Origin of the sequence: Streptomyces sp. Ag109_O5-10 (genome assembly GCF_900105755.1) — a bacterium.
Lineage (GTDB): Bacteria > Actinomycetota > Actinomycetes > Streptomycetales > Streptomycetaceae > Streptomyces.
Genome location: NZ_FNTQ01000001.1, coordinates 5223161 through 5247012, shown reverse-complemented (window position 1 = coordinate 5247012; position 23852 = coordinate 5223161). Strand labels below are relative to the sequence as shown.

General features: G+C 73.4%; 23 protein-coding genes. 10 read left to right on the top strand and 13 right to left on the bottom strand.

The features are described from left to right. The first annotated feature begins 67 nt into the window (after window positions 1–67). Window positions 68–715, top strand: a complete 648-nt coding sequence (locus BLW82_RS24070; protein WP_093501656.1) for a TetR/AcrR family transcriptional regulator — start codon at window positions 68–70, stop codon at window positions 713–715. 65 nt (window positions 716–780) lie between these two features. Here BLW82_RS24070 and BLW82_RS24065 read toward each other — a convergent pair whose 3' ends face one another. Then, window positions 781–1233: an Lrp/AsnC family transcriptional regulator gene (locus tag BLW82_RS24065; protein WP_093501654.1), complete on the bottom strand. Its 453-nt coding sequence runs from the start codon at window positions 1231–1233 to the stop codon at window positions 781–783. 82 nt (window positions 1234–1315) lie between these two features. Between BLW82_RS24065 and BLW82_RS24060 the strand changes: the two genes are divergently transcribed. Then, complete coding sequence (locus tag BLW82_RS24060; RefSeq protein WP_093501652.1) at window positions 1316–1936, top strand: LysE family translocator; 621 nt, start codon at window positions 1316–1318, stop codon at window positions 1934–1936. Between the two features lie 181 nt (window positions 1937–2117). Here the strand turns inward: BLW82_RS24060 and BLW82_RS24055 are convergent, their stop codons facing one another. From BLW82_RS24055 to BLW82_RS24045, 3 genes are all read right to left on the bottom strand, one after another. Next, window positions 2118–3797: a tannase/feruloyl esterase family alpha/beta hydrolase gene (locus BLW82_RS24055; RefSeq protein WP_093501650.1), complete on the bottom strand. Its 1680-nt coding sequence runs from the start codon at window positions 3795–3797 to the stop codon at window positions 2118–2120. Window positions 3798–4263: 466 nt separating this feature from the next. Continuing rightward, on the bottom strand, window positions 4264–4728 hold the full coding sequence (locus BLW82_RS24050; protein ID WP_093501648.1) for a nitroreductase/quinone reductase family protein: 465 nt from the start codon (window positions 4726–4728) through the stop codon (window positions 4264–4266). Further along, window positions 4725–5912, bottom strand: a complete 1188-nt coding sequence (locus tag BLW82_RS24045; RefSeq protein ID WP_093501646.1) for an acyl-CoA dehydrogenase family protein — start codon at window positions 5910–5912, stop codon at window positions 4725–4727. Before BLW82_RS24045 ends, BLW82_RS24050 begins: the two co-directional genes overlap by 4 nt. Window positions 5913–6011: 99 nt before the next feature. Here BLW82_RS24045 and BLW82_RS24040 point away from each other — a divergent pair, with 99 nt between their 5' ends. Together BLW82_RS24040 and BLW82_RS24035 are read left to right on the top strand one after the other, a co-directional pair. Continuing rightward, window positions 6012–7181: a thiolase C-terminal domain-containing protein gene (locus BLW82_RS24040; RefSeq protein WP_093501644.1), complete on the top strand. Its 1170-nt coding sequence runs from the start codon at window positions 6012–6014 to the stop codon at window positions 7179–7181. A 121-nt stretch (window positions 7182–7302) separates the two neighbouring features. Continuing rightward, the gene (locus BLW82_RS24035; protein ID WP_256215933.1) at window positions 7303–8295 is read left to right on the top strand and encodes an RlpA-like double-psi beta-barrel domain-containing protein; all 993 of its coding nucleotides are present in this window, start codon (window positions 7303–7305) and stop codon (window positions 8293–8295) included. Window positions 8296–8379: 84 nt separating this feature from the next. Here the strand turns inward: BLW82_RS24035 and BLW82_RS24030 are convergent, their stop codons facing one another. After that, a complete protein-coding gene (locus BLW82_RS24030) occupies window positions 8380–8829 on the bottom strand; it encodes a hypothetical protein (protein WP_093501640.1) in 450 nt (149 codons plus the stop codon). Between the two features lie 141 nt (window positions 8830–8970). Here BLW82_RS24030 and BLW82_RS24025 point away from each other — a divergent pair, with 141 nt between their 5' ends. Further along, window positions 8971–9642 carry a pyridoxine/pyridoxamine 5'-phosphate oxidase gene (locus BLW82_RS24025; RefSeq protein ID WP_093501638.1) on the top strand — a complete coding sequence of 224 codons (672 nt, stop codon included), beginning with the start codon at window positions 8971–8973 and terminating at the stop codon, window positions 9640–9642. A gap of 9 nt (window positions 9643–9651) precedes the next feature. Here BLW82_RS24025 and BLW82_RS24020 read toward each other — a convergent pair whose 3' ends face one another. From BLW82_RS24020 to BLW82_RS23995, 6 genes are all read right to left on the bottom strand, one after another. Further along, the gene (locus BLW82_RS24020; RefSeq protein ID WP_093501636.1) at window positions 9652–10857 is read right to left on the bottom strand and encodes a cytochrome P450; all 1206 of its coding nucleotides are present in this window, start codon (window positions 10855–10857) and stop codon (window positions 9652–9654) included. Between the two features lie 39 nt (window positions 10858–10896). After that, complete coding sequence (locus BLW82_RS24015) at window positions 10897–12231, bottom strand: NAD(P)/FAD-dependent oxidoreductase (protein WP_371131505.1); 1335 nt, start codon at window positions 12229–12231, stop codon at window positions 10897–10899. Further along, window positions 12228–12455 carry a ferredoxin gene (locus BLW82_RS24010; protein ID WP_093501634.1) on the bottom strand — a complete coding sequence of 76 codons (228 nt, stop codon included), beginning with the start codon at window positions 12453–12455 and terminating at the stop codon, window positions 12228–12230. The genes BLW82_RS24015 and BLW82_RS24010 overlap by 4 nt, the downstream gene beginning before the upstream one ends. Before the next feature lie 192 nt (window positions 12456–12647). Further along, a complete protein-coding gene (locus BLW82_RS24005; protein ID WP_093501632.1) occupies window positions 12648–13523 on the bottom strand; it encodes a GNAT family N-acetyltransferase in 876 nt (291 codons plus the stop codon). Between the two features lie 147 nt (window positions 13524–13670). Continuing rightward, window positions 13671–14294 carry a GNAT family N-acetyltransferase gene (locus BLW82_RS24000; RefSeq protein WP_093501630.1) on the bottom strand — a complete coding sequence of 208 codons (624 nt, stop codon included), beginning with the start codon at window positions 14292–14294 and terminating at the stop codon, window positions 13671–13673. Window positions 14295–14377: 83 nt separating this feature from the next. After that, a complete protein-coding gene (locus BLW82_RS23995) occupies window positions 14378–14866 on the bottom strand; it encodes a Zn-ribbon domain-containing OB-fold protein (RefSeq protein WP_093501628.1) in 489 nt (162 codons plus the stop codon). Between the two features lie 272 nt (window positions 14867–15138). Here BLW82_RS23995 and BLW82_RS23990 point away from each other — a divergent pair, with 272 nt between their 5' ends. The 4 genes from BLW82_RS23990 (at window position 15139) to BLW82_RS23975 (ending at window position 21184) form a co-directional block, all read left to right on the top strand. Beyond that, a complete protein-coding gene (locus BLW82_RS23990) occupies window positions 15139–16347 on the top strand; it encodes a flavin-containing monooxygenase (RefSeq protein ID WP_093501626.1) in 1209 nt (402 codons plus the stop codon). A 160-nt stretch (window positions 16348–16507) separates the two neighbouring features. Next, window positions 16508–18040 (top strand): flavin monoamine oxidase family protein, encoded by a 1533-nt coding sequence (locus BLW82_RS23985; protein ID WP_093501624.1) that lies wholly within the window; start codon window positions 16508–16510, stop codon window positions 18038–18040. Between the two features lie 118 nt (window positions 18041–18158). Then, on the top strand, window positions 18159–20396 hold the full coding sequence (locus tag BLW82_RS23980; RefSeq protein ID WP_093501622.1) for an acetate--CoA ligase family protein: 2238 nt from the start codon (window positions 18159–18161) through the stop codon (window positions 20394–20396). After that, complete coding sequence (locus BLW82_RS23975) at window positions 20396–21184, top strand: enoyl-CoA hydratase/isomerase family protein (protein WP_093508224.1); 789 nt, start codon at window positions 20396–20398, stop codon at window positions 21182–21184. Before BLW82_RS23980 ends, BLW82_RS23975 begins: the two co-directional genes overlap by 1 nt. A 15-nt stretch (window positions 21185–21199) precedes the next feature. Here the strand turns inward: BLW82_RS23975 and BLW82_RS23970 are convergent, their stop codons facing one another. Beyond that, complete coding sequence (locus tag BLW82_RS23970) at window positions 21200–22126, bottom strand: hypothetical protein (RefSeq protein ID WP_093501620.1); 927 nt, start codon at window positions 22124–22126, stop codon at window positions 21200–21202. Window positions 22127–22206: 80 nt separating this feature from the next. Here BLW82_RS23970 and BLW82_RS23965 point away from each other — a divergent pair, with 80 nt between their 5' ends. Then, a complete protein-coding gene (locus tag BLW82_RS23965) occupies window positions 22207–22803 on the top strand; it encodes a flavin reductase family protein (protein ID WP_093501618.1) in 597 nt (198 codons plus the stop codon). Window positions 22804–22825: 22 nt separating this feature from the next. Here BLW82_RS23965 and BLW82_RS23960 read toward each other — a convergent pair whose 3' ends face one another. Beyond that, window positions 22826–23848 carry a catalase gene (locus BLW82_RS23960; RefSeq protein ID WP_093501616.1) on the bottom strand — a complete coding sequence of 341 codons (1023 nt, stop codon included), beginning with the start codon at window positions 23846–23848 and terminating at the stop codon, window positions 22826–22828. Between the last annotated feature and the right edge of the window lie 4 nt (window positions 23849–23852).

Genomic DNA, 23852 nt, shown 5'->3' with positions numbered 1-23852 from the left:
TACACCCGCGCACCCCATTTGCAGTCGGCCGAATCGCGCTCCGATCGCCCCTCGGTAAGCTGACGGCATGACAGGACAAGTGCGTACCGTCGACGGCCGCGTGGCCGGCCGGCGTGGGCAGGCGACCCGGCAGAAGCTGCTCGACTGCCTCAGCGAGATGCTCAGCTCCTCCCCTTACCGGGACGTCAAGGTCATCGATGTCGCCCGGAAAGCGGGCACTTCGCCCGCGACCTTCTACCAGTACTTCCCGGACGTCGAAGGCGCCGTCCTGGAGATCGCCGAGCAAATGGCCACCGAGGGCGGCCAGTTGACCGAGCTGCTGGCCGGACGCTCCTGGGTCGGCAAGGCCGGCTGGGTGACCGCGCAGGAACTCGTGGACGGTTTCCTGGAGTTCTGGCGCAAGAACGACGCGATTTTGCGCGTGGTCGACCTCGGGGCGGCCGAGGGGGACAAACGGTTCTACAAGATCCGTATGAAGATCCTGAACTCGGTGAACAACTCCCTGACCGACTCCATCACGGAGTTGCAGTCCAAGGGCAGGGTCGACAAGGACGTGAACCCGGCCGCGGTGGCCGGTTCGCTGGTCGCCATGCTCGCGGCCGTCGCCGCGCACCAGAAGGGTTTCCAGACCTGGGGCGTGAAGCAGGCCGAACTCAAGCCGAACCTCGCGCTGTTGGTGCATCTGGGCGTGACCGGGAAGAAGCCCACGAAGTAGTCGCGCCCTGGGTCCTGTCTGGCAGGCGGTGGTTCCCGTGCAGCGGGGAACCACCGCCTGCCGCCCTAAGCCGGCAACGGCCGGTCCCGCACCACGTGCTTCATCACCAGCGTCGAGGTCAGGCGCTGCACGCCCGGCAGGGTCGCGAGCCGCTCGTCGTAGAGCCGCTGGAAGGCGGCGAGGTCGGCGGTGGCCACCCGCAGCAGGTAGTCGGGCTCGCCGAACAGCCGCTGCGCGTCCAGCACATGGGGGATCTCCGCGAGCGCCCGCTCGAAGTCGGCGACCGTGTCCCGGTCCTCCTGCCGCATGGAGACGAAGACCAGCGCCTCGAAGGTGAGCCCCACGGCAGCCGGGTCCACCACCGCCCGGTACCCGCTGATCGCCCCCGACCGCTCCAGCTCGCGCAGCCGCCGGTGACACGGCGAGACGCTCAGCCGCACCCGCCCGGCCAGCTCGGTCACGGTCAGCCGCCCGTCCTGCTGAAGCTCGGCAAGGATTTTCCGGTCCACGTCGTCCATGGGCAAGATTCTCCCCCGGAACCCGCACTCGCGAGCAAATTTCGGAAACACTTTCGGGACAATCGCTCCTAATGTCCCTTCCATGGACACCGGACTCCTGCTCTCCTTCCTCGCCGTCGACCTGCTGCTGGTCTGCGTGCCGGGCGCCGACTGGGCGTACGTGATCTCCGCGGGGGTGCGCGGCCGCTCGGTGCCGCGGGCGGTGGCGGGCCTGATCGCCGGGTACGCGCTGCACACCGCGCTGGCGGTCGCGGGGCTCGCGGTGCTGGTCGCCCGGTCGCCGCGGCTGCTCACGGCCCTGACCGTGGCCGGCGCCGGATACCTGCTGTGGCTGGGCTGGGGCGTGCTGCGCCGCCCGACGGTCCCGCGGGAGGCCGAGGGCGCGGGCGGGGCGGGGGCCGGGCCGCAGGGCTTCCGGCGGGGCGCCGCGATCAGCGGCCTGAACCCGAAGGCGCTGCTGCTCTACCTCTCGGTGCTCCCCCAGTTCCTGGTCACGACGGGCGCCCACCTCCCGGTGGCCGCCCAGACCGCCGTCCTCGGCGCCCTGCACATGGCCGCCTGCGCCGCCGTCTACCTGGCCGTCGGCGCCCTCTCCCGCGCCCTGCTCGCCGCCCGCCCCCGGGCCGCCCGCGCGGTGACCCGCACCTCGGGGGCGGCGATGCTGGGCATCGGGGCGCTGCTGCTGGGGGAGCGGCTGTTCTAGTGCCGCGGCAGGCAACGTTTGCCCGTCAAGGAGCGGCGTCCGGTGCGTGCTCTCGGCGTGCCGGCCGGAAGTCCTCGTACTGGACGTACTTGGGCTTCCGTCCGGTGCGGCGAGAGTGCGTGCCGGGCGTCGTGACGGGGCGAACGTTGCCTGTTGCGGCACTAGCCGCTCCCCCGACTTCTCAACGGCGGTCGAGGACGGTGGTCGACTGGGCGGCCAGGTCGGCCGGCACGCTCGTCCGGGTCGTGCAGGAGGCGTCCGCGCCGGGGGCGCCGGCGGTGTCCGGGTAGGCGCAGACCGTACGCCCGGTGCCCGGGACGGGGCCCTTCTGGCCGAAGGACTCGGGGGCGCTGCCGTGTTCGGTCCACGCCTCCAGGGCGTCCAGGAGCCGCGACGGCACGTCGGTGGTGCCGGCGAGGTCCGGCTCGGTGTGGCCGACGCCCGGGAAGTAGAAGGTGCGGACGAAGGAGCGGGTGCCCTGGACGCCGTAACGCTCGAACAGGCGCTGCTGGTAGTTGTAGGAGGTGAACGGCACGATCAGAGGGTCGTTGGTCCCCGCGTAGTAGAGGATCTTGCCGTTGTTCTTCCGGACCTTGGACAGGTCGGTGCTGTCGGTGGCGGCGGTCTTCTCGAACTTGCGGTAGGACGCCTCGAAGAACCGCGGGAAGTTCTCCATGGTCAGGTTCTTGCGCCAGTCGTAGTCCGGGTCCTGCTCCAGCCAGTTGCGGACGTAGGTCTCGATCAGCGGGCTCATGGTGTTCCCGCCGGGCAGCAGGACCGAGAAGGTGGTGCCGCGGGTGATGCCGCCCCACAGCCGGTTGCCGTCGGCGTCGCGCGGGCCGTCCCAGACGAGGTCGACCGCCTCGGCCTCCGTGGCGGTGAGGCCCTTGACCTCGCGGGCGTCGAAGGTGCAGCGGCGGGGGTCGGCGACGACCCCGTCGGTGACGCCGTCCTCGGGGTCGCAGGCGGCGACGGCGGCGGCGTTCGCGGCGTCGCTCTTGGCGGGTGACAGACCGGCGGGGCCGAGCAGTTCGTTGACGACGACCGCGGGCCAGGCCTCGCCGATGATGAACCGGTTCCAGTTGACCGCCGGGTAGCCGATCAGGAAGCCGTCGTACTCGTCGCCGTACTTCTGGGCCATCTGCCAGCCCTGCCGACCGCCGGTGGAGCCGCCGGCCCAGTAGTTCCGCTGGGCGGCCCGGCCGTAGTAGGTCTTCGCGAGGAAGAGCGCCCAGACCGTCTGCTCGTGCAGGCTGCGGTCGATGAAGTCGTCGATCTGCCCGGTGTTCAGCCTGCCCGAGGGGGACAGCACGAAGCCGCCGCCGGCCTCACCGCAGCCGGGCTGGGCGTTGGCCTCGCCGGTTCTCGGGTCGGTCGCGTCGCACCAGGCGGAGCTGTGGCCGGTGTCGGTGACCGAGCCGACCTCGCCGCGCTGGACCGCCACGCCGAGGTCGCCGAGGTCGCCGGCGTAGCCGCCGCCGCCCATGTTGAGGACGCGGCCGTTCCAGGCGCCCGTGTAGGTGCCGCCGGCGCCGGCGTCGGCGGTGCTGAGCGGGAGGGTGACGCGGACGTTGATGGCCCGGGTGGGCACGAGGTCGACCCGGCAGTACGCCGGGAGCGTCCCGGAGGCGGGTACGACCTCGGAGCTGATGCTCTTGACGTGGGAGTCGGCGAGCACCGTCCGCGCGAGGTCGGCGCAGCCGGGCCCGGACGCCCGACCGCCGTTCTCGGCGCCGGCCGGCTGCGCGGCGAGCGCGGACACCGTCACCGTCACGGCGCTCGCGAGGCAGGCCGCGAGCCGCAGCCGGCGGGCGGAGGAGCCGGTGGGACGCCGGGACGCGAGCGGTTCACGTGTGGTCATTCGTCGGCCTTTCGGAGGCGGGAATGCTCAACGCGCCGTTCCAGCGTCCGGTCACGCACGACGGCACCACGTGTGCCGCTCCGCGGAACACCCGACGTGAACACGGACGGCCGTACGCCCTCGGCCGCGGGCCGGTGGGGGCTTGTCGCGCAGTTCCCCGCGCCCCTGACGGGCGATCGGCCCACCGCCTCTTTCCACGGCAACGGTCCGGCAGCAGTTCGGCTGCCGGTGCGTGGGGGCTGATCGCGCAGTTCCCCGCGCCCCTGACGGGCGATCGGCCCACCGCCTCTTTCCACGGCAACGGTCCGGCAGCAGTTCGGCTGCCGGTGCGTGGGGGCTGATCGCGCGGTTCCCCGCGCCCCCAGAAGAAGGGGCGCTGGTGCAGCGCCCCTTTGGGAGCGCGCCGGAACTGCGCGACAAGCCACGGCGGCGCCGCAGTCGGCAGTCGGCGGGGATGCGGGGTGTCCTACCGGCGGGTCAGGTGGAAGATGCGGATCTGCCGGTCCACCCGGTGCTGGTAGGCGGCGTACGGCGGCCAGAAGTCCAGGAGCCGGTGCCAGGCGTCCGCCCGTTCCGGCCCGTCCAGCAACCGGGCGGTGACCGGGATGTCGCGGCCCTTCCAGCTGATCTCGGCGTCGGGGCGGCGGAGGAGGTTGTAGGTCCAGGCGGGGTGACCGGCGCGGCCGAAGTTGGAACCGACGAGGAACCAGCCGTCGCCCGAGGGCATGCAGGCCAGGGGCGTCCGGCGCGGCTGTCCGCTGCGCGCACCCGTGGAGGTGAGGATCACCCCGGGCAGCATCCGGTCGCTGAGCAGCATCCGGCCGCCGCTCAGCCGGTGCACGGCCCGGTCCAGGGCCGGGATCACATGCGGGGCCACCCTGGCGAACCCCCGGGTCGCGGACACCCTCTGCACCAGCCGCTCGCCGATCACACCGCCACCTCCCGCCCCGTGAACAGCCCGGCCGCCTCGGCCGCGTGCGCGCGCAGCCGGTGCCCCGGCCCGAACAGCAGCTCGTCCCCGGCGCCCCGCTTGAAGTACAGGTGCGCCTCGTGCTCCCAGGTGAACCCGATCCCCCCGTGCAGCTGGATGCCCTCCCCCGCGGCGGTGCGCAGCGCCTCCAGCGCCTGGGCGAGCGCCAGCGCGCCGACCGGTTCCCCGTGCGCCGTCGCCCAGGCCGCGTAGTAGGCCGCCGACCGGGCCGCCCGCACCGCCACGTACACGTCGGCCAGCCGGTGCTTGACCGCCTGGAAGGACCCGATGGCCCGCCCGAACTGCTCGCGCTGCTTCACGTACTCCACGGTCCGTTCCAGCGCCCGGTCGGCGGCCCCCACCGCCTCGGCCGCGAGCACGGCGGCCACGGTGTCGCCGAGGGCGGCGAGGGCCGGCTGGATGTCGGACTCCTCGTCCGCCCCGACCAACTCGGCCGGCACGTCACGCAGGTGCACGCACGCCTGACCGCGCGTGGCGTCGAGGGTGGTCCGCCGGGTCCGTACGACCCCGTCTGCGTCTCCCGCCACCAGGAAGAGCAGGACGCGCGAGCGGGCGTACCCCCCGGTGTGCGCGGGGACGAGGAGCAGCCCGGCACTGTGCCCGTCCAGCACCTGGTCGGCCTCGCCGTAGAGCCGCCACCGGTCCCCCCGGTGCCGTGCCTGGACACCGCCGGCCCGCCCGCCGCCCGCCCAGTCGCCGTCGAGGGGACCGGTGAGCGCGAGGGCGGTGCCGAGCCGGGTGCCGGGGACGGCGAGGGCGGCGGTGAGGCTGCCGTCGGCGATCCTCGGGAGCAGTGCGGCGCGCTGGGCCCCGGTGCCGAGGGCGAGCAGCAGCGGGGCCGCGAGCACGGCCGTGGCGAGGAACGGGGTGGGGGCCAGCACCCGCCCCAACTCCTCCGCGGCGAGGACGACTTCGGTGCTCGTGCAACCCGTGCCGCCGTACGCCTCGGGGAGGGCGAGGCCGGGCAGGCCGAGCTGTTCGCCGAGGGCGGTCCACAGGCCGGGGTCGTACCCCTCGGGCCTGTCGACGGCGGCCCGCACGTCCTGCGGGCCGCAGCGCTTGTGGAGCAGTTCACGCAGGGCGCGCCGGATCTCGTCCTGCTCGTCGGTGAAGCGGGCGTCCATGGCCGGACCTCCTGACGATCTGACGGTCCGTCATGTTAGGGGTGGCGGATGCGGATGCACAGGGGCGGAGCCGCAGGGATCTGATGTACCGTCAGATTCATGACTGGCCCCCGCAAGGTCGCCGTGGTCGGCGTGGCGCTGTCCGACTGCGGCCGGGTGGACGAAGCCACCCCCTACGCCCTGCACGCCCAGGCGGCCCGCCGCGCGCTGGCCGACGCCGGCCTCGGCCGTGCGGTGGTGGACGGATTCGCGTCCGCCGGGCTGGGCACCCTGGCACCCGTGGAGGTGGCCGAGTACCTGGGCCTGCACCCCACCTGGGCCGACTCCACCTCCGTCGGCGGCTCGACCTGGGAGGTCATGGCCGCCCACGCGGCGGACGCGATCGCCGCGGGCCACGCCAACGCGGTCCTGCTCGTGTACGGCTCTACGGCCCGCGCCGACATCAGGGCGGGGCGGCGCACCGGGAACCTGTCCTTCGGCGCCCGCGGCCCCCTGCAGTTCGAGGTCCCCTACGGCCACACCCTGATCGCCAAGTACGCGATGGCCGCCCGCCGCCACATGATCGAACACGGCACCACCGTCGAGCAGTTGGCCGAGATCGCGGTCCAGGCACGGGCCAACGCGGCGCTCAACCCGGACGCGATGTTCCGCGCCCCGATCACCGTCGACGAGGTCCTGTCGGGACCGATGATCGCCGACCCCTTCACCAAGCTGCACTGCTGCATCCGCTCGGACGGCGGCGCGGCGGTCCTGCTGGCGGCCGAGGAGTACGTACCGGACTGCAGGACCGCCCCGGTGTGGGTCCTCGGCACGGGCGAGTCCCTCTCCCACGCCACCATGTCGGAGTGGGCGGACTTCACGGTCTCCCCGGCGGCGGTGAGCGGGCGACTGGCCTTCCGCCGGGCCGGAGTCACGCCCTCCGACATCGACTTCGCCGAGATCTACGACGCGTTCACCTACATGACCCTCGTCACGCTGGAGGACCTCGGCTTCTGCGCGAAGGGCGAGGGTGGGGCGTTCGTGGAGAAGGGACGGCTGCGGGTCGCGGGCGGAGAGCTTCCGGTGAACACGGACGGCGGCGGCCTGTCGGCCCAGCACCCCGGCATGCGCGGCCTGTTCCTCCTGGTGGAGGCGGTACGGCAACTGCGCGGCGAGGCCGGGCGGCGGCAGGTGCGGCGGGCGGACGGGGGGCTGCCGGAGTTGGGGGTGGCGTCGGGGACGGGGGGCTGGTTCTGCTCCTCGGGGACGGTGGTGCTGGGGCGGGGGTGAGCGGGAGGACATGTTTCCCGACGAGCGGCGGCAACCTTTCCGGCTCCGGCGGCAACCGCTGTACCGGAAGCTTCGAGTCGTTCGAAGGACATGCACCGCCGAACCGCGTAAGGATCCCTCCGTGGCCTCCTCCTCACACCGCCGCCGCACGCGGCCGAAGCCGGACCAGGACTTCGGGTGGCGCCCGGTCCGCGGCCCGTTGCTCGCGGTCGCCGCCGTGGCCGCCGTCGCCCTCGTCGTCACCCTGGTCGTGGCCTTCCGGCCCGGTGCCGCGGCCGGTGTCACCGGACAGGACCGGGCGGCGTCCGGGCCCGCGTCCGAAGCCGTGACGAGCGCGGCGGCGGCCCCGAAGAGACCGTCACCGAAACCGTCCACGCCGTCACCGGCCCCCACCGGGAGCAGGCGGCCACCGGCGTCGCCGAAGCCCTCGGCGGCGGCGTCCGGAACCCCTTCCCACGCGGCGGCGAACGGCGCCACCCGTACCACCACCGCCCCCGCGGCCGGCCGGATCCGCCCCGGCGCCGCCTACCGGGGCGTCGCCACCTCCTACGACGCCGGCAACGGCGACGGCGCCTGCTCCTTCGGCCCGACCTCCGACGTGCTGACCGCGGCGATGAACACCGCGGACTACGAGACGGCGAAGGCCTGCGGCGCGTACGTCGCCGTCCGCACGGCGAGCGGTACGTCCGTCACCGTACGGATCACCAACGAGTGCCCGGCCCCTTGCGCGGTCGGCCAACTCGACCTCAGCCGACAGGCGTTCGCCAAGCTCGCGCCGCTCTCGGCGGGCCGGATCGCGATCACCTGGAGCCTGCTGAGCCCGGCCGTCCCCGACACCGTCTCGATCCGCTACAAGACCGGTTCCAGCCGGTACTGGTGCGGCATCCAGGCGATCGGCCACCGCAACCCGCTGGCCCGCCTGGAGGTCCGCACCGGCGGCGGCTGGCTGGCGCTGACCCGCACCGGGTACAACTACTTCCTCTCCGAACACGGCACCGGCTGCGGCGGCGAGATCCGCCTCACCGACATCTACGGCGAGCAACTCACCGTGCCGGCCCTCGCCGTACGCCCGGACGTCGCGCAGCGGACCGGGGTGCAGTTCTCCCGACACTGACGGACGGCGCCCCGAAGGTGCGCGAGGAACCACGCGGCCGGCCCCACGGACCCGCGTGGACGAACAGCCCGACCCGCGCAACGCTCAACCGCGTACCGGCACGATCCGGTGGCCGCGGCGCGGCGCGGGACCGTCGAGCAGCACGACGCCGATGTGGTGACGGCCGCGCAGCCACGCCGTGAGCGCCACGACGAGCCCGACGACCGCGACGCACACGCCGGCCGAGATGAGGGCCGGCAGCGCCCTGCCCGCCTCGTGGACGGCGTAGCCCAGCGCGGCGACGGACACGAGGAGGGACAGCGCCGACACGGCCGCCCAGACGCTCCGCACCCGCCGGGTGCGCGCGTGGTCCGCGACCTCGGCGAGGACGGCCGCCGTACAGACGGGACACTCCAGCTCGACCCGGTCCCGGCCCTCGGCCGGCCGCACCAGCCGGAAGTCGCGCGCGGCCCAGGTGACGGCCCGTGTCCTGCGCCGCCCGGCATCACCGTTTACGTGGCGTACGGCCACTTTGACGGTCTTCGGTCCCCTCATGCCGGACAGTGTGGGGCCGGGGCACAGGTGTGCGCAGCGGTTCGCCCGGTTGTGCCCCGGGGCTTGGCCGCAGGGCCCCCGGACCGCCGCGCGAGGTGGCTGATGGCGCGGGTGCGGGAGGTACCGAGTGATACTCGGCACATGGCAGCAACGGATCTTCACGCGCTCCTGAAGTCGCTCCGCGTCTGGTCGCCCGGGACCACGGAGCTACGGCCGTTCGACCCCGAGTCGGCACCCGACGCCCCGCTCCCGCTGTTCACCGCCTGGTTCGCGGAGGCGGTGGCGGCCGGCCAGCCGGAGCCGCACACCGTGTCGCTGGCGACGTCGGACGACGAGGGCCGCCCGGACGTCCGGATCGTGATGCTGCACGGCGCGGACGCGGACGGCTGGTCCTTCGCCTCGCACGCGACCAGCCGCAAGGGGCACCAGCTGAGCGCCCGCCCGTACGCGGCCCTCGCCTTCTACTGGCCGGTGCTGGGCCGCCAGGTCCGGCTCCGCGGCCCCGTCACCGCGGCGCCCTCGGAGGAGAGCCAGGCCGACCTGCACGCCCGCTCGACGGGCGCCCTGGCGGCGGCACTCACCGGCCGCCAGAGCGGGTTCCTGTCCTCGCTGGAGGAACTGCGCGAGGAGTCGGAGGCGGCCTGGGAACGCGCCCGCGCCGACCCGGCCGCGCCCTCCCCGACCTGGACCCTCTACCGTCTGCGCCCGCAGGAGGCGGAGTTCTTCCAGGGCGACCCGGACCGCCGGCACGTCCGGCTCCGCTACGTCCCGGCGGGGGACGGCAGGTGGCGCAAGCACCTGCTGTGGCCATGAGCGCACACCTCAGGCGGTGAGACCCTCGATGGCCACCGGAAGGTGCCGGGGGCCGCGCAGCACCGCGTTGGCCCGGTACGGCGGCGGGTCCTCGACGAGCCCGGTGAACCTGACCCGCCTGAACAGCTCGGGCACGGCCGCGTGGAGTTCGATCCGGGCGAGCGGGGCGCCGAAGCAGTAGTGGATGCCGGTGTAGAAGCCCAGGTGCTCGTTGTCCTTGCGGTCGGGATCGAACCGGTCGGGGTCGTGGAAGCGCACGGGGTCGCGATTGGCCGCGGCCAGCATGAGCCAGACCGGCGAGCCCTTGGGGATGGTCGTGCCGGCGACGTCGATGTCGGCCAGGGCGGTCGTGAACGGTATGAACTGGACCGGGGGCTCGTAGCGCAGCACTTCCTCGATGAGCGGGACGGCCAGCTCCGGCTCCCCCCGGAGCCGTTCGAGGACATCCGGGTGGCGCAGCAGGGTGAGGGTCGTGTTGGTGATCGCGTTGACGGTGGTCTCGTGGCCGGCGACCAGGAGCAGCACCGCGGTGGCCTCCAGGTCCGCCGCTGTCATCTCGTGGGAGAGCGCGCTGAGTATCCCGGGGCCGGGGTTGCGGCGTTTGGTCTCGATCAGGTCGTTCAGGTAGGCGCCCAGCTCCTGGCGGGCCCGCTGTGCCTCCTCCTGGCCGGCGCCGCCGGCGGCGGGATCGAGTGACGACGCCAGGGCGTCGGCCCAGCCGTGGAAGCGCGGTTCGTCCTCGCGCGGCACGCCGAGGACCCGGCAGATCGCGGTGACGGGGAGGGGGTAGGAGAAGTCCTCGACGATGTCGACCTGGTCCTTGCCCTCGAAGGCGTCCAGCAGCCCGCTGACCACCGTGGCCAGCTCGCCGCGCAGGCCGTCGAGGAATCTGGGGCTGTGCGGTGGACCGAAGGGCCGGTTGATGGTGTCGCGCAGCCGGTCGTGCACGGGCGGGTCGGTGAAGATGAAACTGGGCGGCAGACCGGTCTCCTCCGCCGGCTGCCCGGTGCGCGCGTACCCGGGCGGCCGGTTGCTCGTGTCGTTGCTCAGCCGCGGGTCGTTCGCCAGGCTCCGCACCTCGTGGTAGGTGCTGACCAGGTAGGTGCCGTCGTCCTCGCGCCGCACCGGTGTCTTGCGCAGCTCCGCGTAGAGCGGGTACGGATCGGCCCGGTTGGCGTAGTCGACGATCTGCGCGGAGATGGGGTCGGGCGTCATGGCGTCTCCTCGGGGCTCCGGGCGGTACCGGGCCGGTGCTCAGGCGTGCGACGGGACGAACTCGACCCGCCGTTCGCTCGGCGAGTGCCCCGTCAGCGTGACGGTGGCCCCATGGGTGGGCAGGTGCGGATCGGGGAAGGCGGGGTCGACCGGCTGCAGCATCTCGGTCCGGCGGTCGACCGTGCGGTAATCCGGCGGGAAGGGCGCGCCGGACGCGATCTGCTGCTCGTAGAACCCCAGCCACTTGGCGCCGTCGAAGGCCACCGCGGCGATGCAACGGCCGCGGTACCCGTACACCGCGACGAACCGCTCCTCGGCGAGGGTCCCCTGTGCGACGACCAGCTGGTCGCCCAGCGAGGGCACACCCACCGACTTGATGTTGACGCCGAACTGGGAGGACCAGAACATCGGCAGCCACAGGTGCGGACGGCGCTCCGGGCTCGCGCAGATCATGTTGTGCGCGGCGATCTCGGCCTGCTCGACCGCGTTCCCCCAGTGCTCCAACGCCAGGAACTGGTAGTCGAACAGCGGGTGCGGGCTGCGTGCCACGTCACCGGCGGCGTAGATGTCGTCGGTGACGATGCCGTTGACGTCGAACACCCGGCACCCGGCGTCGCACGCGATCCCCCGGGGACCCGCGGCCAGTCCCGAACCGGCGAGCCAGTCCGTGTTCCGCATGGCACCGAGCGAGACGACCGCCACCTCCACGTCGACCGTCGAACCGTCGGACAGATGGGCCCGCTTGAGCCGCCCCACGTCGTCGCCCTCCAGGGCGGTGACACTGATCCCGCAGCGCAGGTCGACGCCGTGCTTGCGCTGCATCCGCTCCGCGACCGAGCCGATCACCCCGCCGAGCGCGCCCACCAGCGGTGCCGGACCGCGTTCGGCGACCGTCACGTCCAGGCCCAGCTCCCGGCAGGCGGAGACGACCTCGGACCCCGTGAAACCGGCGCCGATCACCAGCACCCGCGACACGCCTCCGGCCAGCTTCCGGGTCAGACGCGCGGAGTCGTCCCGGGTACGCAGCACGAACACCCCGTCCAGCGCGGCCTCGTCCGGGTGGAACCAGGGCCGCGCCCGGGTCCCGGTGGTGATCAGCAGCCGGTCGTAGGCGACTCGGTCGCCGTTCGCCAGGACCACCTGCCCGGTGTCCCGGTCCAGCTCCTCGGCGGCGACGCCCAGCCGCCACTCGGCGTCGATGTCACGGCGCCGCGGCAGCGCGGTGTCCTCCGGCCGGGCCCGCCCCAGCAGCGCCTGCTTGGACAGCGGCGGCCGGTCGTAGGGCTCGTACGGCTCGTCGCCGATCATCGTCAGCGATCCGGTGAAGCCCTGCTCGCGCGCCCTGACGCCGCAGGACCTCGACGTCCGTGTCAGCCGACATGGGACTCCACCCGCTTCGTCGGCTCGTCGGAGTAGTCGACCAGGATGGCCTGGACGGGACAGGCCGCGACGGCCTTCTCCACCCGGTCCCGGTGCTCCTCGTCGAAGCGAGGGGAGAACAGCAGCGCCTCCTCGCCGTGCAGGGCGAAGACGTCCGGGGCGAGAAAGACGCACTGCGCGAATCCCTGGCACCGGTTGAGATCGACGACAAGCCTCATCGGGCACCCGCTCCCTGCGCGGGCGACGGAATCCCACGGGCTCCGCGCCCGTCCGCGCTCGGTCCAAACGGTGGTCGGCATGCCTTGCTCCCAGCGTGTGCCTCCCCGAATGCCCTCGCAAGTACAGCGCTCCGAAGCCCCGTCCCCGGACCTGTCCGAGCGACGGTCCGGCGGCGCCGCGGACGACGGACGTCAGGCCCCGAACTCGTACACCGCCCAGTCGGCCACCTCCCGGTAGCCGATGCGCTGGTAGAGCGCGTTGCTCGTGGGATTCGCGAGGTCCGTGAAGAGCAGCACCTCAGCGGCCCCCGCGGCCAGCGCCGCCCGGCTCACCTCCGCGGTCACCGCCCCGGCGTACCCGCGGCCGCGCAGTTCCGGCGGGGTGTAGACCGGCGCGACCCGGACCTGGCCGGCGACCTCCGGGGTCAGGCCGGCCAAGGAGACGGGGGTGCCGTCGGGGGTCTCCCAGAGGGTGACGCCGCCGTACGAGAGCCGGAAGTCCGCCCACTGCCCGGCATCCCCGCCGGCCCGCAGGCCCGCGTCGGCGACGAACCCCTCGTACCAGCGGATCAGCAGGTCCCGGTCGGACGCCTCGGCCACCCTCGGCCGCCCCTCCGGCGCCGGCACGGGGGGCGTCAACTCGGCCAGCCGGTACAGGCGTTGCAGCTCGTGCAGCTTTCCCGGCACCCCCGTCCGCCGTTCCCAGGCCGCCGCGAACGCCGCCGCCGTGGTGCCGTCGGCGCAGATTTCGGACACCGGGTGGCCGAGGGCGAGGAGGCGCTCGGCCAGCGTCTCGGCCTCGGCGGCGGCGAGGCGAGTCACGTTCAGGGCGTAGGGGGGCGTGTGGAGCAGGGTCGCGGCCACACCGCCGTCGCCGCGGGTCAGGACACCGAGGAACGGTGGGTCGCCGCCGTACGTCCGCGGACCTCGCCGCCGGAGCTGCGCGGTCACCGAGAGGTGGACGGTGTACAGGTCCGGGCGGGAGTGGAGGAAGTCACGGGCGAGGGCGAGGAATTCGTCGACGTCGTCGGTGAAGTGCCAGTCGGAGTTCTGAGGTTGTGAAGTCATGGTCGATGGTCCCGGCGGACCGCCGGACCTCGCACCCGAATTAATCCCGCTTGGTCCATCCCGCCTGATCGACCGGCCTGCTCGACCCGGCTTGCTCAATCCCGCTTGCCCGATCCCGCTTGCCCGATCCCGCTTGCTCGATCCGGCTCAGTCCCCCGCCGGGACCCGGTCCAGGTCCGGGCTCGGGTCCGTGGCCAGGCGGCCGTGCAGGTGCACGTCCCGGAAGGCGTCCTGCCGGCCCGCCTCGAACATGGCGCCGCGGAGCGTCCCTTCGTAGCCGTAGCCGCACGTCAGGGCGATCCGGCAGGACGCGTCATGGCCGAGGGCGTGGCCCAGTTCCAGGCGGTGCAGGCCCAGTGCGGTGAAGGCCCAGTCCGTCGCCAGGGCCAGCGCGCGGGTGGCGACCCGACGGCCCCGCGCCTCGGGCAGGACCCAGTAGCCGACCCGGGCGGTCCGGAACGTGTGGTCGATCATGTTCACGCCGACGTGACCAAGGGTCGCGCCGCTCTCCGCGTCCGTGATCCGGAACGGCGCACAGGTGCCGTCCGCCGCCTGCTTCCGCTGCGCGGCCAGGGCGGCACGAGCACCCGCGAGGTCGCTCACCTCGGTGAGCGGAGTGTTCCAGCGACGGAAGTCCGGGTCGGTACGGGACCGCAGCCACGCCTCGACCTGCGCCTCCGCCTCCGGGTCCCAGCGGTCGAGCCGCAGGCCGTGACCGTGCGGGGTGGCTTCGGGGCGGGGGACGGCGGACTGTTCGTCGGTGAGGGCCATGGGGCCATTGAAACCCGTGCACCAGACACGGGCCCAGCGGGTTCCCCGGCCCGACCCGGGCCGCTCCGGTCTTGCCCGCGGCCTCAGCGCCGCGCCGCCGGCACCGGCACCGGCACCGGGCGGAACACCGGCGTTCCCTCCCGGAAGGCGACCTCCAGGTCCAGCCCGGCCCGCAGGGTCTCCGGGTCGGCGTCCACCAGTTCCGTCATCATGCGCGGGCCCTCGGCGAGGTCGACCACGGCGGGCACGTACGGGACGCGGTCACCGAAGGGCGGGAGGTCGTTGCGGTGGACGACGGACCAGGTGTACAGGGTCGCGCGGCCAACCGCCCGTTCCCAGGTGACGTCCTCGCTCCAGCAGTGCGGGCAGAACTCGCGGGGGTAGTGGTGGGCCCGGCCGCAGGAGCCGCAGCGGCGGAGCAGCAGCCGGCCCTCGGCCGCCGCCTCCCAGTAGGGCCGGGTGAAGGCGTCCGGTTCGGGGCGGTCGTATCGCGGGCGCTCGCCGCGTATGCCCTCGGGGCCGGCGTCGGAGCCGCCGTCGGAACTCCTCGCGTCCGTACTCGTCGCGTCCATGCATCTGACGTTACGTCAGTTTCTGAAGCGCGGCCCAGGCCCGGACGGGCAGAACCTGCGCACGTTCCGTGGTCCTGTGGGTCCCCCCTGAGATCCCGGGAAATTGATCGACGTTCTCCGGCCGTCTCACAACAGATTCGGTAGAGCTTCTGGCAGATGAGGTGGGCTGCGTCACAAGCCCCACTCACTTTTCCTACGGGTGTGATCAATCCGCAACCAATTCCGGTCTTGACCGAGACCCATCAACGTGACGCGTGATTACGCTCCCGCTCATGGCCGCATTTCCCCCCACCGTTTCGCCCGTCTACGTCATCGGCGCAGGCCCCGGAGGGCTCGCCGCCGCGTACGCGCTGCGGGTCCGGGGCATCCGTGCCGTGATCCTGGAGAAGTCGGACGGCGTCGGCGCGTCCTGGCGCCGCCACTACGACCGTCTCCACCTGCACACCACCCGGCGCCTGTCCGCGCTCCCCGGGCTGCCGATACCGCGCCGCTTCGGCCGCTGGGTCTCCCGGGACGACGTGGTGCGCTACCTGGAGAAGTACGCCGAGCACCACGAGCTGGAGATCGTCACCGGCGTAGAGGTCTCCCGCGTGGAGCGCTCGCCCGACGGCGACGGCTGGCTGCTGCACGCCTCCGGCGGACGGGAGCTGACCGGCTCCGCGGTGGTGATCGCCACCGGCTTCAACCACACCCCGCACCTCCCCGACTGGCCCGGCCGGGACGGCTTCGGGGGCGAGTTCCTGCACGCCGGCGCCTACCGCAACGCCGAGCCCTTCGCCGGCCGGGACGTCCTCGTCGTCGGCAGCGGCAACACCGGCGCCGAGATCGCCGTCGACCTGACCGAGGGCGGCGCCTCCCGGGTGCGGCTGGCCGTCCGCACGGTCCCGCACATCGTGCGCCGCTCCACCGCCGGCTGGGCGGCCCAGTACAACTCCGTCCTGGTACGACGGCTCCCGACCGCCTTCGTCGACCGGCTGGCCCGCACCATGGCCAAGGTCAGCGTGCCCGACCTGGCCGCGCATGGCCTGCCCCGCCCCGACAGCGGGCTCTACAGCCGGGTGAAGCAGGGCGCCATCCCGATCCTGGACGTCGGGCTCATCGATGCGGTGCGCCGGGGGAAGGTCGAGATCGTGGCCGCCGTCGACGGTTTCGAGGACGGCCGGGTCGTGCTCGCCGACGGCACCCGCGTCTCCCCCGACGCGGTGATCGCCGCGACCGGATACGTCCGCGCCCTGGAGGGCCTGGTCGGCCACCTCGACGTGCTCGACGACCGCGGCCGCCCGGTCGCCCACGGCCCCCGCGCCCTGAAGAACGCGCCCGGCCTCTACTTCACCGGCTACACCAATCCCATCAGCGGCAACATCCGCGAGATGGCCATCGACGCGGAGAAGATCGCGAAGGCGGTCGCCAGGAGAGCCGCGAGGACGGCCGCCCAACGGCAGCGGCGTCAGGCCCGGCCCGAACGCCAGCCGACGGCGTAGACAGCCCCACCTCACTGCGCATCAACCCCGTTGCCCGTGTGACGCATGCGACGGGCGCTGTTTGTTACCGGCGGTAGCATCGCGCCCGTGCCCGGGACCAGAATGTGAGCCCTGCTCAACTTTCCGGTCCCACCCCTCTCGCCCAGCACGGAGGACGCACGTGGCACGTGAAAGACAGCTCTCATCCCGGCCTTCCCCCGAGCCCTCTCCCCAGCTCTCCCGCCGCTCCCTCCTCGGCGGGGCCGCCGCCGGCGCCGCCGGCCTCACCGCCGTCTCCGCGGGCACCGCCACGGCTGCCACGGCCGTCATCTCCCGGACCGTGGACGTCGCGATCGTCGGCGCCGGCATCGCCGGGCTCACCGCGGCCCGTGACCTGGTGGCCGGCGGCAGGTCGGTGGCCGTGCTGGAGGCGCGGGACCGGGTCGGCGGCCGGGTGGTGAACCTGAAGCTGGCCAACGGCGGTTTCACCGAGGGCGGCGGCGAGTTCATCGGCCCCACCCAGAACCGCGTCAAGGCCCTCGCCGACTCCCTGGGCGTGGCCACCTTCCCCACCTACAACACGGGGAACAACCTCCTCTACAAGGACGGCAAGCGCACCCCGTACGACACCAGCGGCCTGCTCGGCTCGGTCCCGCCGGTGGACGCGGCGGGGCTCGCCAACGCGGCGATCGTGCAGTCGAAGCTGGACGGCATGGCCGCCCAGGTGCCGGTGGACGCGCCGTGGACGGCGGCCAAGGCCGCCGAATGGGACAAGCAGACCTTCGAGAGCTGGCTCAACGCCAACGCGGTCATCCCCTCCGCCAAGTTCCTGCTGGACCTGGCCTGCACGTCGATCTTCTCGGCCCAGCCCCGCGAACTCTCCCTGCTCTACGTCCTCTCCTACATCGCCGCCGCCGGCGACGAGTCGAACGCCGGCACCCTGGAACGCCTGACCGACACCGCGGGCGGCGCCCAGGAGTCCCGTTTCGTGGGCGGCTCCCAGCAGGTCCCGATCAAGCTGGCCGCAAGCCTCGGCGACCGGGTGGTGCTGAGCGCGCCGGTGCGCTCGGTCGCCAGGTCCACCGGCGCGTACGTCGTCACGGCCGACGGCATCACCGTCAGGGCCACCCGGGTGGTGGTCGCCCTGCCGCCGCCGCTGGCCGCCCGCATCACGTACGACCCCCTCCTGCCCGCCGCCCGCGACCAGCTCACCCAGCGGATGCCGATGGGCTCGATCGGCAAGGCCATCGCCGTCTACGACACCCCGTTCTGGCGGGCCGACGGTCTCAACGGGCAGGCGGTCAGCGACTCGGGAGTGGTCCGCTCGACGTTCGACAACTCCCCGCCGGACGGCTCCTACGGCGCGCTGATGGGGTTCATCGAGGCCGACGAGATGCGGGCGTACGACGCGGCGGCCGAAGCCGACGTCAGGGCGGCCGTACTGGCCGACTACGCCAACTACTTCGGGAACAGGGCCACATCCCCCACCTCCTTCGTGCTGCAGCGCTGGGACAACGAGGGCTTCTCGCGGGGCGGCCCGGTGGCCTACGCGCCGCCCGGGGTGCTGACCGAGTACGGGGCCGCGCTGCGCGAGCCGGTGGGCGGGATCCACTGGGCCGGGACGGAGACGTCGACGTTCTGGACCGGTTTCATGGACGGTGCGGTGCGGTCGGGCGAGCGGGTGGCGAAGGAGGTACTGGCCGCCCTCGGCTGAGAAGAGGAGCTGTTGCGGCCCTCAACTTTGCGTGCAGAGCAGTTCCTGACGCAGCGTCAGTTCAGTAATCTGACACTGCGTCAGATAATTGTGCTGTCACACAGGAGCGGGCGGAACGATGCTTGGATCAACCCACGGCACCCTCACCACCGACTCCCGCCGGGCCCGGGTCATCGCCTGCGGTGAGCAGCGTCCCGGGCCCGCCGTCCACGGCCGCGCGGCCGAGGCGGGCGACGCGGACGTGCTGGACGTCAGCGGACGGCCGCTGTACGCGGACGTACCGGATCTGGACAGGTTCTTCCGCCCCGAGTCCGTGGCCGTGATCGGCGCCTCGGACGCCGAGGGGCGGCCCAACACCGGCATCACCCGGCAACTGCTCGACTGGGCGGGGCGGGTGGGGGCGCGGGTGCACCCGGTGCATCCGGTTCGGCCGTCGGTGTTCGGCATCGCCTGCGTGGCCTCCGTCGCCGACCTGCCCGAGCAGGTCGACCTCGCCGTGCTGCTGGTCGCCGATCCGCTGCCGGTGATCGAGGAACTGGCGGAGGCCAAGGTGAGGTTCGCGGTGGCCTTCGCCTCCGGGTTCGCGGAGACCGGCGAGGAGGGGGCCGCGGCCCAGACCCGCCTTGCGGCGGCCGTACGGCGCTCCGGGCTCCGGCTGCTCGGCCCGAACACCAACCTGAACGCCTTCGAGCGGTTCCGCGACGATTTGGAAGGACCTGCGATCGCGCTGATCACCCAGTCGGGGCATCAGGGCCGCCCCGTCTTCGCCGCCCAGGAACTCGGCATCCGGCTCTCGCACTGGGCGCCGACCGGCAACGAGGCCGACCTGGAGACCGCCGACTTCCTCTCCTACTTCGCCGAGCGCCCCGAGGTCGGCGCCATCGCCTGCTACGTCGAGGGTCTCAAGGACGGCCGCGCCTTCCTGCTCGCCGCCGACCGCGCGGCCCGCCGCGGAGTGCCCGTGGTCGCCGTGAAGGTGGGCCGCACCGAGGCCGGCGCCCGTACCGCCGCCTCCCACACCGGCAAGCTGACCGGCGCGGACGACGTGGTGGACGCGGCGCTGCGCCAGTACGGGGTGATCCGCGTCGACGGCCTCGACGAACTCCAGGACACCGCCGCCCTGCTGGCCCGGGCGCGGGCACCGCGCGCCGACGGGGTGGTCGTCTACTCGATCTCGGGCGGCACCGGCGCGCACGTCGCCGACCTGGCCGCCGGCCTGGGGCTGAGGCTGCCGGTGCTGTCGGCGGCCCGGCAGGCCGAGCTGCACCAGTGGATACCCGAGTACCTGAGCGTGGCCAACCCGGTCGACAACGGCGGGCACCCGGTGGGCGACTGGCGCGGCCGGAAGATCATCGACGCGATCCTCGCCGACCCGGAGGTCGGGGTGCTGGTCTGCCCGATCACCGGCCCCTTCCCGCCGCTCAGCGACAGGCTCGTCCAGGACCTGGTGGACGCGGCCGAGGCGACCGACAAGCTGGTGTGCGTGGTGTGGGGTTCGCCGGTCGGCACCGAGGCCGCCTACCGCGAGGTCCTGCTCGGCTCCTCCCGGGTGGCCACCTTCCGCACGGTCGGCAACTGCCTCACCGCCGTCCGCGCCCACCTCGACCACCACCGCTTCGTGAGCGACTACCGCTCCCCCTTCGACGAGGCCCCGCGCACCCCGTCCCCCTCCTACCGCAAGGCGCTCGCGCTGATGCGGCCCGGACAGCAGCTGAGCGAGCACGCGGCGAAGCAGCTGCTGCGCGCGTACGGCATCCGGGTGCCGCGCGAGCAGCTGGTGACCAGCGCGGCGGCGGCCGTCCGCGCGGCCGGGCTGGTCGGCTACCCGGTGGTGATGAAGGCGTCCGGCGGCCAGATCGCCCACAAGACCGACCTGGGCCTGGTGAAGATCGGCCTGACCTCGGCCAGCCAGGTCCGGGACGCCTACCGCGACCTGACCGACATCGCGCGCTACGAGGGGGTCGCCCTGGACGGCGTGCTGGTCTGCCAGATGGTGGAGCGGGGCGTGGAGATGGTCGTCGGGGTCACCCACGACGACCTGTTCGGGCCGACCGTGACCGTGGGGCTCGGCGGGGTCCTGGTGGAGGTCCTGCACGACGCGGCGGTGCGCGTACCGCCGTTCGGTGAGGACCAGGCCCGGGACATGCTCGCGGAGCTGCGCGGGCGGGCCCTGCTGGACGGGGTGCGGGGCCGCCCGCCGGCCGACCTGGACGCCCTCGTGGAAGTGATCCTTCGCGTCCAGCGGATGGCCCTGGAGCTCGGCGACCAGCTCGCCGAGCTCGACATCAACCCGCTGATGGTGCTGGAGCAGGGGCAGGGCGCGGTGGCGCTGGACGCGCTGGCGGTGTGCCGCTGATGGACACCGTCCGGTACGTGACGGCGGAGCGGGTCGCCCACCTCACCCTCGACCGCCCCGACGCCCTCAACGCCCTCACCCCCGACCAGCGCGACCACGTCGTCCGCCTCCTCGGCGAGGCCTCCGCGGACCCCGGGATCGGCGCGGTGGTCGTCACCGGCACCGGCCGCGGTTTCTGCGCGGGCGCCGACCTGCGCGGCGGCAGCGGCAGTACGGCCGAACGCGTGCCGGGTGACGTGGCCCGCACCATCCGGCTCGGCGCCCAGCGGCTGGTCGCCGCCGTCCTCGACTGCGAGAAGCCGGTGATCGCGGCGGTCAACGGCACCGCCGCCGGTCTCGGCGTGCACCTCGCGCTCGCCTGCGACCTGGTGCTGGCCGCCGAATCGGCCCGTTTCATCGAGGTGTTCGTACGACGCGGACTGGTCCCCGACGGCGGCGGCGCCTACCTCCTGCCCCGCCTGATCGGCCCGCACCGCGCCAAGGAGCTGATGTTCTTCGGCGACGCGCTCTCCGCCCCGGAGGCCGAACGCCTCGGCCTGGTCAACCGGGTCGTCCCGGACGCCGACCTGGCCAGGACGGCCCGCGACTGGGCCGTCCGCCTGGCCACCGGCCCCACCCGTGCCCTGGCGCTGACCAAGCAGCTGGTCAACACGTCCCTGGACACCGACCGGGCGACCGCCTTCGCCGCCGAGGCAGCCGCCCAGGAGATCAACATGACGTCGCGTGACGCCCGGGAAGGCGTGCGGGCCTTCGTGGAGCGCAGAGATCCCGAGTTCCTCGGGCGGTGAGGCCGACCGGCCTCGCTACGCCCGTTCGAGGATGCGCAGGGTGCCCGCGTCGGGGTCGCCGAAGAGCACGAAGAGCTGGGGCGCGTCCTCGGTGCCGCCGACCGACCACTGGGTGTCCCAGCCGCAGTCCCCGTCCAGTTCGACCAGCACACCGTCGCGCGAGGTCCTCCGGGGTGCCCAGGTACCGGGTCCCGCGCACACGACATAGTCAGTGAAGTCGTCGTTCGTGAAGGGCGCCGGTTCGGTGGGCAGCTTGACGGCCTCCGCGCTGCCGTCGGCACGCAGGCGCAGCTCGGCGCCGCTTCCGTCCCGCCAGACCCCGGTCAGCTGGGCGGCGGTCAGCCGCGGTGGCTCGTACTGCGGGATCATGCCCGCCTCGGACGCCAGCACCCCGCCGACGAGGGTGAGAACGGCCAGCCCGAACGAGCCGGCGGCGGCCCGCCACCAGACGGCCGCCGGCCGCAGGGCGCGCCGCCGGACCCAGCCGACGCCGAGCGTCGGCAGCGCGCCGAGCCCGGCCAGGACCGCGAACGTCGTGGTGAACGGCCAGGACCCGAGCGACGCGAGGAGTGCGCTCCAGAAGGCGGCCGGCACCACCGGCACCACCAGGTACCACGGCCAGGAAGGGCCGCCCAGGCGCCGGGCCGTGAGCCGGGCCGCCACCACGGAGGGCAGGGCCAGCAGGAACGCCTGCGCGACGCCCAGCAGCGGCAGCAGGACCGGCGCCAGGAACAACAGGAACGCCCCACCCAGGACACCGCCGTTCCCGGCGCCGTAGTCGTCACGGCCGGACAGGTCGATGTACCCCAGCAGTCCGGCCGCCGGCAGCTGGGCCATGGCCAGCGCGACCGCCGTGCTCAGATCACCGCCGGACCAGACCGGCCGCCGCTCGCCGGACCGCTCCCGCGTCCCGCCCCGCCCCCGTACGCTTTTCCACCCCATGTGCGCAGCCTACGAAGCGGTCGGCCGGCGCCCGCACCACCCTTCCCATCTGACGTTCCGTCAGCTTCAATGAAGAGGTGATGGGACACGCAGGGGCGGCCGCGGCTGCCGTCCGTTATCTGAGGTCGGTCCCCGCGGCGGGCCCCGTGGAGTCGCTGCCGCGCCCGGAGTTGCGGTGCGTGCGCGCGGACGAGCGGGCGCCGGTCGACCAGACGGAGTTCCGGCGGGTGCTCGGCACCTTCGCGACCGGGGTGACCGTGATCACCGCACCGGCCGCCGAGGGCGAGTCCGCACCGGCAGGCTTCGCCTGCCAGTCGTTCTCCTCCCTCTCCCTCGACCCGCCCCTGGTCTGCTTCATGGTCGCCCGCACGTCGGCCACCTGGCCGCGCATCGCCCGCGCCGGCGTCTTCTGCGTCAACGTCCTCGGCGCGGGCCAGGGCGAGCTGTGCCGCGCCTTCGCGGTGAGCGGCGCGGACAAGTTCGCCGGCGTCACCCACGACCCGGCCCCGGTCTCCGGCTCCCCCCGGCTGACCGGCGCCGCCGCCTGGATCGACTGCACGGTCCACGCGGTCCACACGGGCGGCGACCACCTGATCGTGGTCGGCCGGGTGACCGCGCTGGGGACGGGCGAGGCCCCGGAAGAACCGTTGCTCTTCCACCGGGGGCGGTTCCGCTGAGCCTCCTCCCGCCTGCGAGCGGCTACCCCGCCTGCCATTCCCGGGCGCTGGCCGTGTAGACCGCGCGGCGGGCCCGGTTGAGGTTGCCGAGCGGCCGGAACTCCGGCGGGGCGTGCCACGGGTTGAAGGCGAGGGTGTCGACGCGGTCGCGGGTGGCCTGGCCCGCCGCACCGAGCAGGTCCTGCGCCGGGATGGTCAGCGTGGCCACGCCGAGCCAGGGCGAGTCGCCTTCCCGCCACTCCACCGCGCCGTCCTCGATCGGGGTGAGCCGCTCGTCCACGAACTTCTGGACGTGCAGGGCGAACCGGACCGGGGCGCCGCTCAGCCCGGCCGCGAAGCGGGTCCGCAGTTCGTCCGCCGGATCCGCCGCCGGTGCGAGGGCCGGGGCCGGACCGCCGAGGGGGCTGAGCCGGAACCGTACGGGACCCGCGTCCCCCCACAGGACGGCCCCCCGGCTCCAGTACGACTCCTGCGCCAGGCCGGCCGACGGGCGGTTGGCCCTCCGCAGGTTGCCGAGGATGCGCGCGGTCTCCGACGGGCCGAACCTCAGCAGCATGCGGGGCAGCACCAGCGGCCTGGGTCCGGCGCCGATCCTGGCGATCTCGACGAACTGGGTGGCGTCGCGGGCGTGGGAGACCGGGTAGCTGGTCATGAGCAGGTCGTGCTCCCCGCCGCCGGGCAGCCTGATCTTCAGGGCCGCGCCGCGCAGATCCGGGCTGCTGTCGGCGCGGACGGCGCCGCTCGCGTTGGACAGCCGGACGGTGACCGGGAACCGGGCGCCCGGGGTGAAGTCCCCGGCGCACAGTGCGGCGGGCAGATCGTCCCGGAAGGCGAGTTCGGCGTTGTCCACACCGACGACGATCTTGGCGTGGAAGGTGCGGTGGGAGACCGGCGAACCGGATCTGCGCCGGTTCGCCCGCTGCACGCCCACGATGACGTCGGCGAGGTCCCGGAAGTGCCTCTCCTCGGCCTCGGGTGAGCCGCCGTGGTAGATCTCGCGCCAGCCGGGCCGGGGGGCGGGCGGGGAGCCCTGTTTCTCTGTCACGACG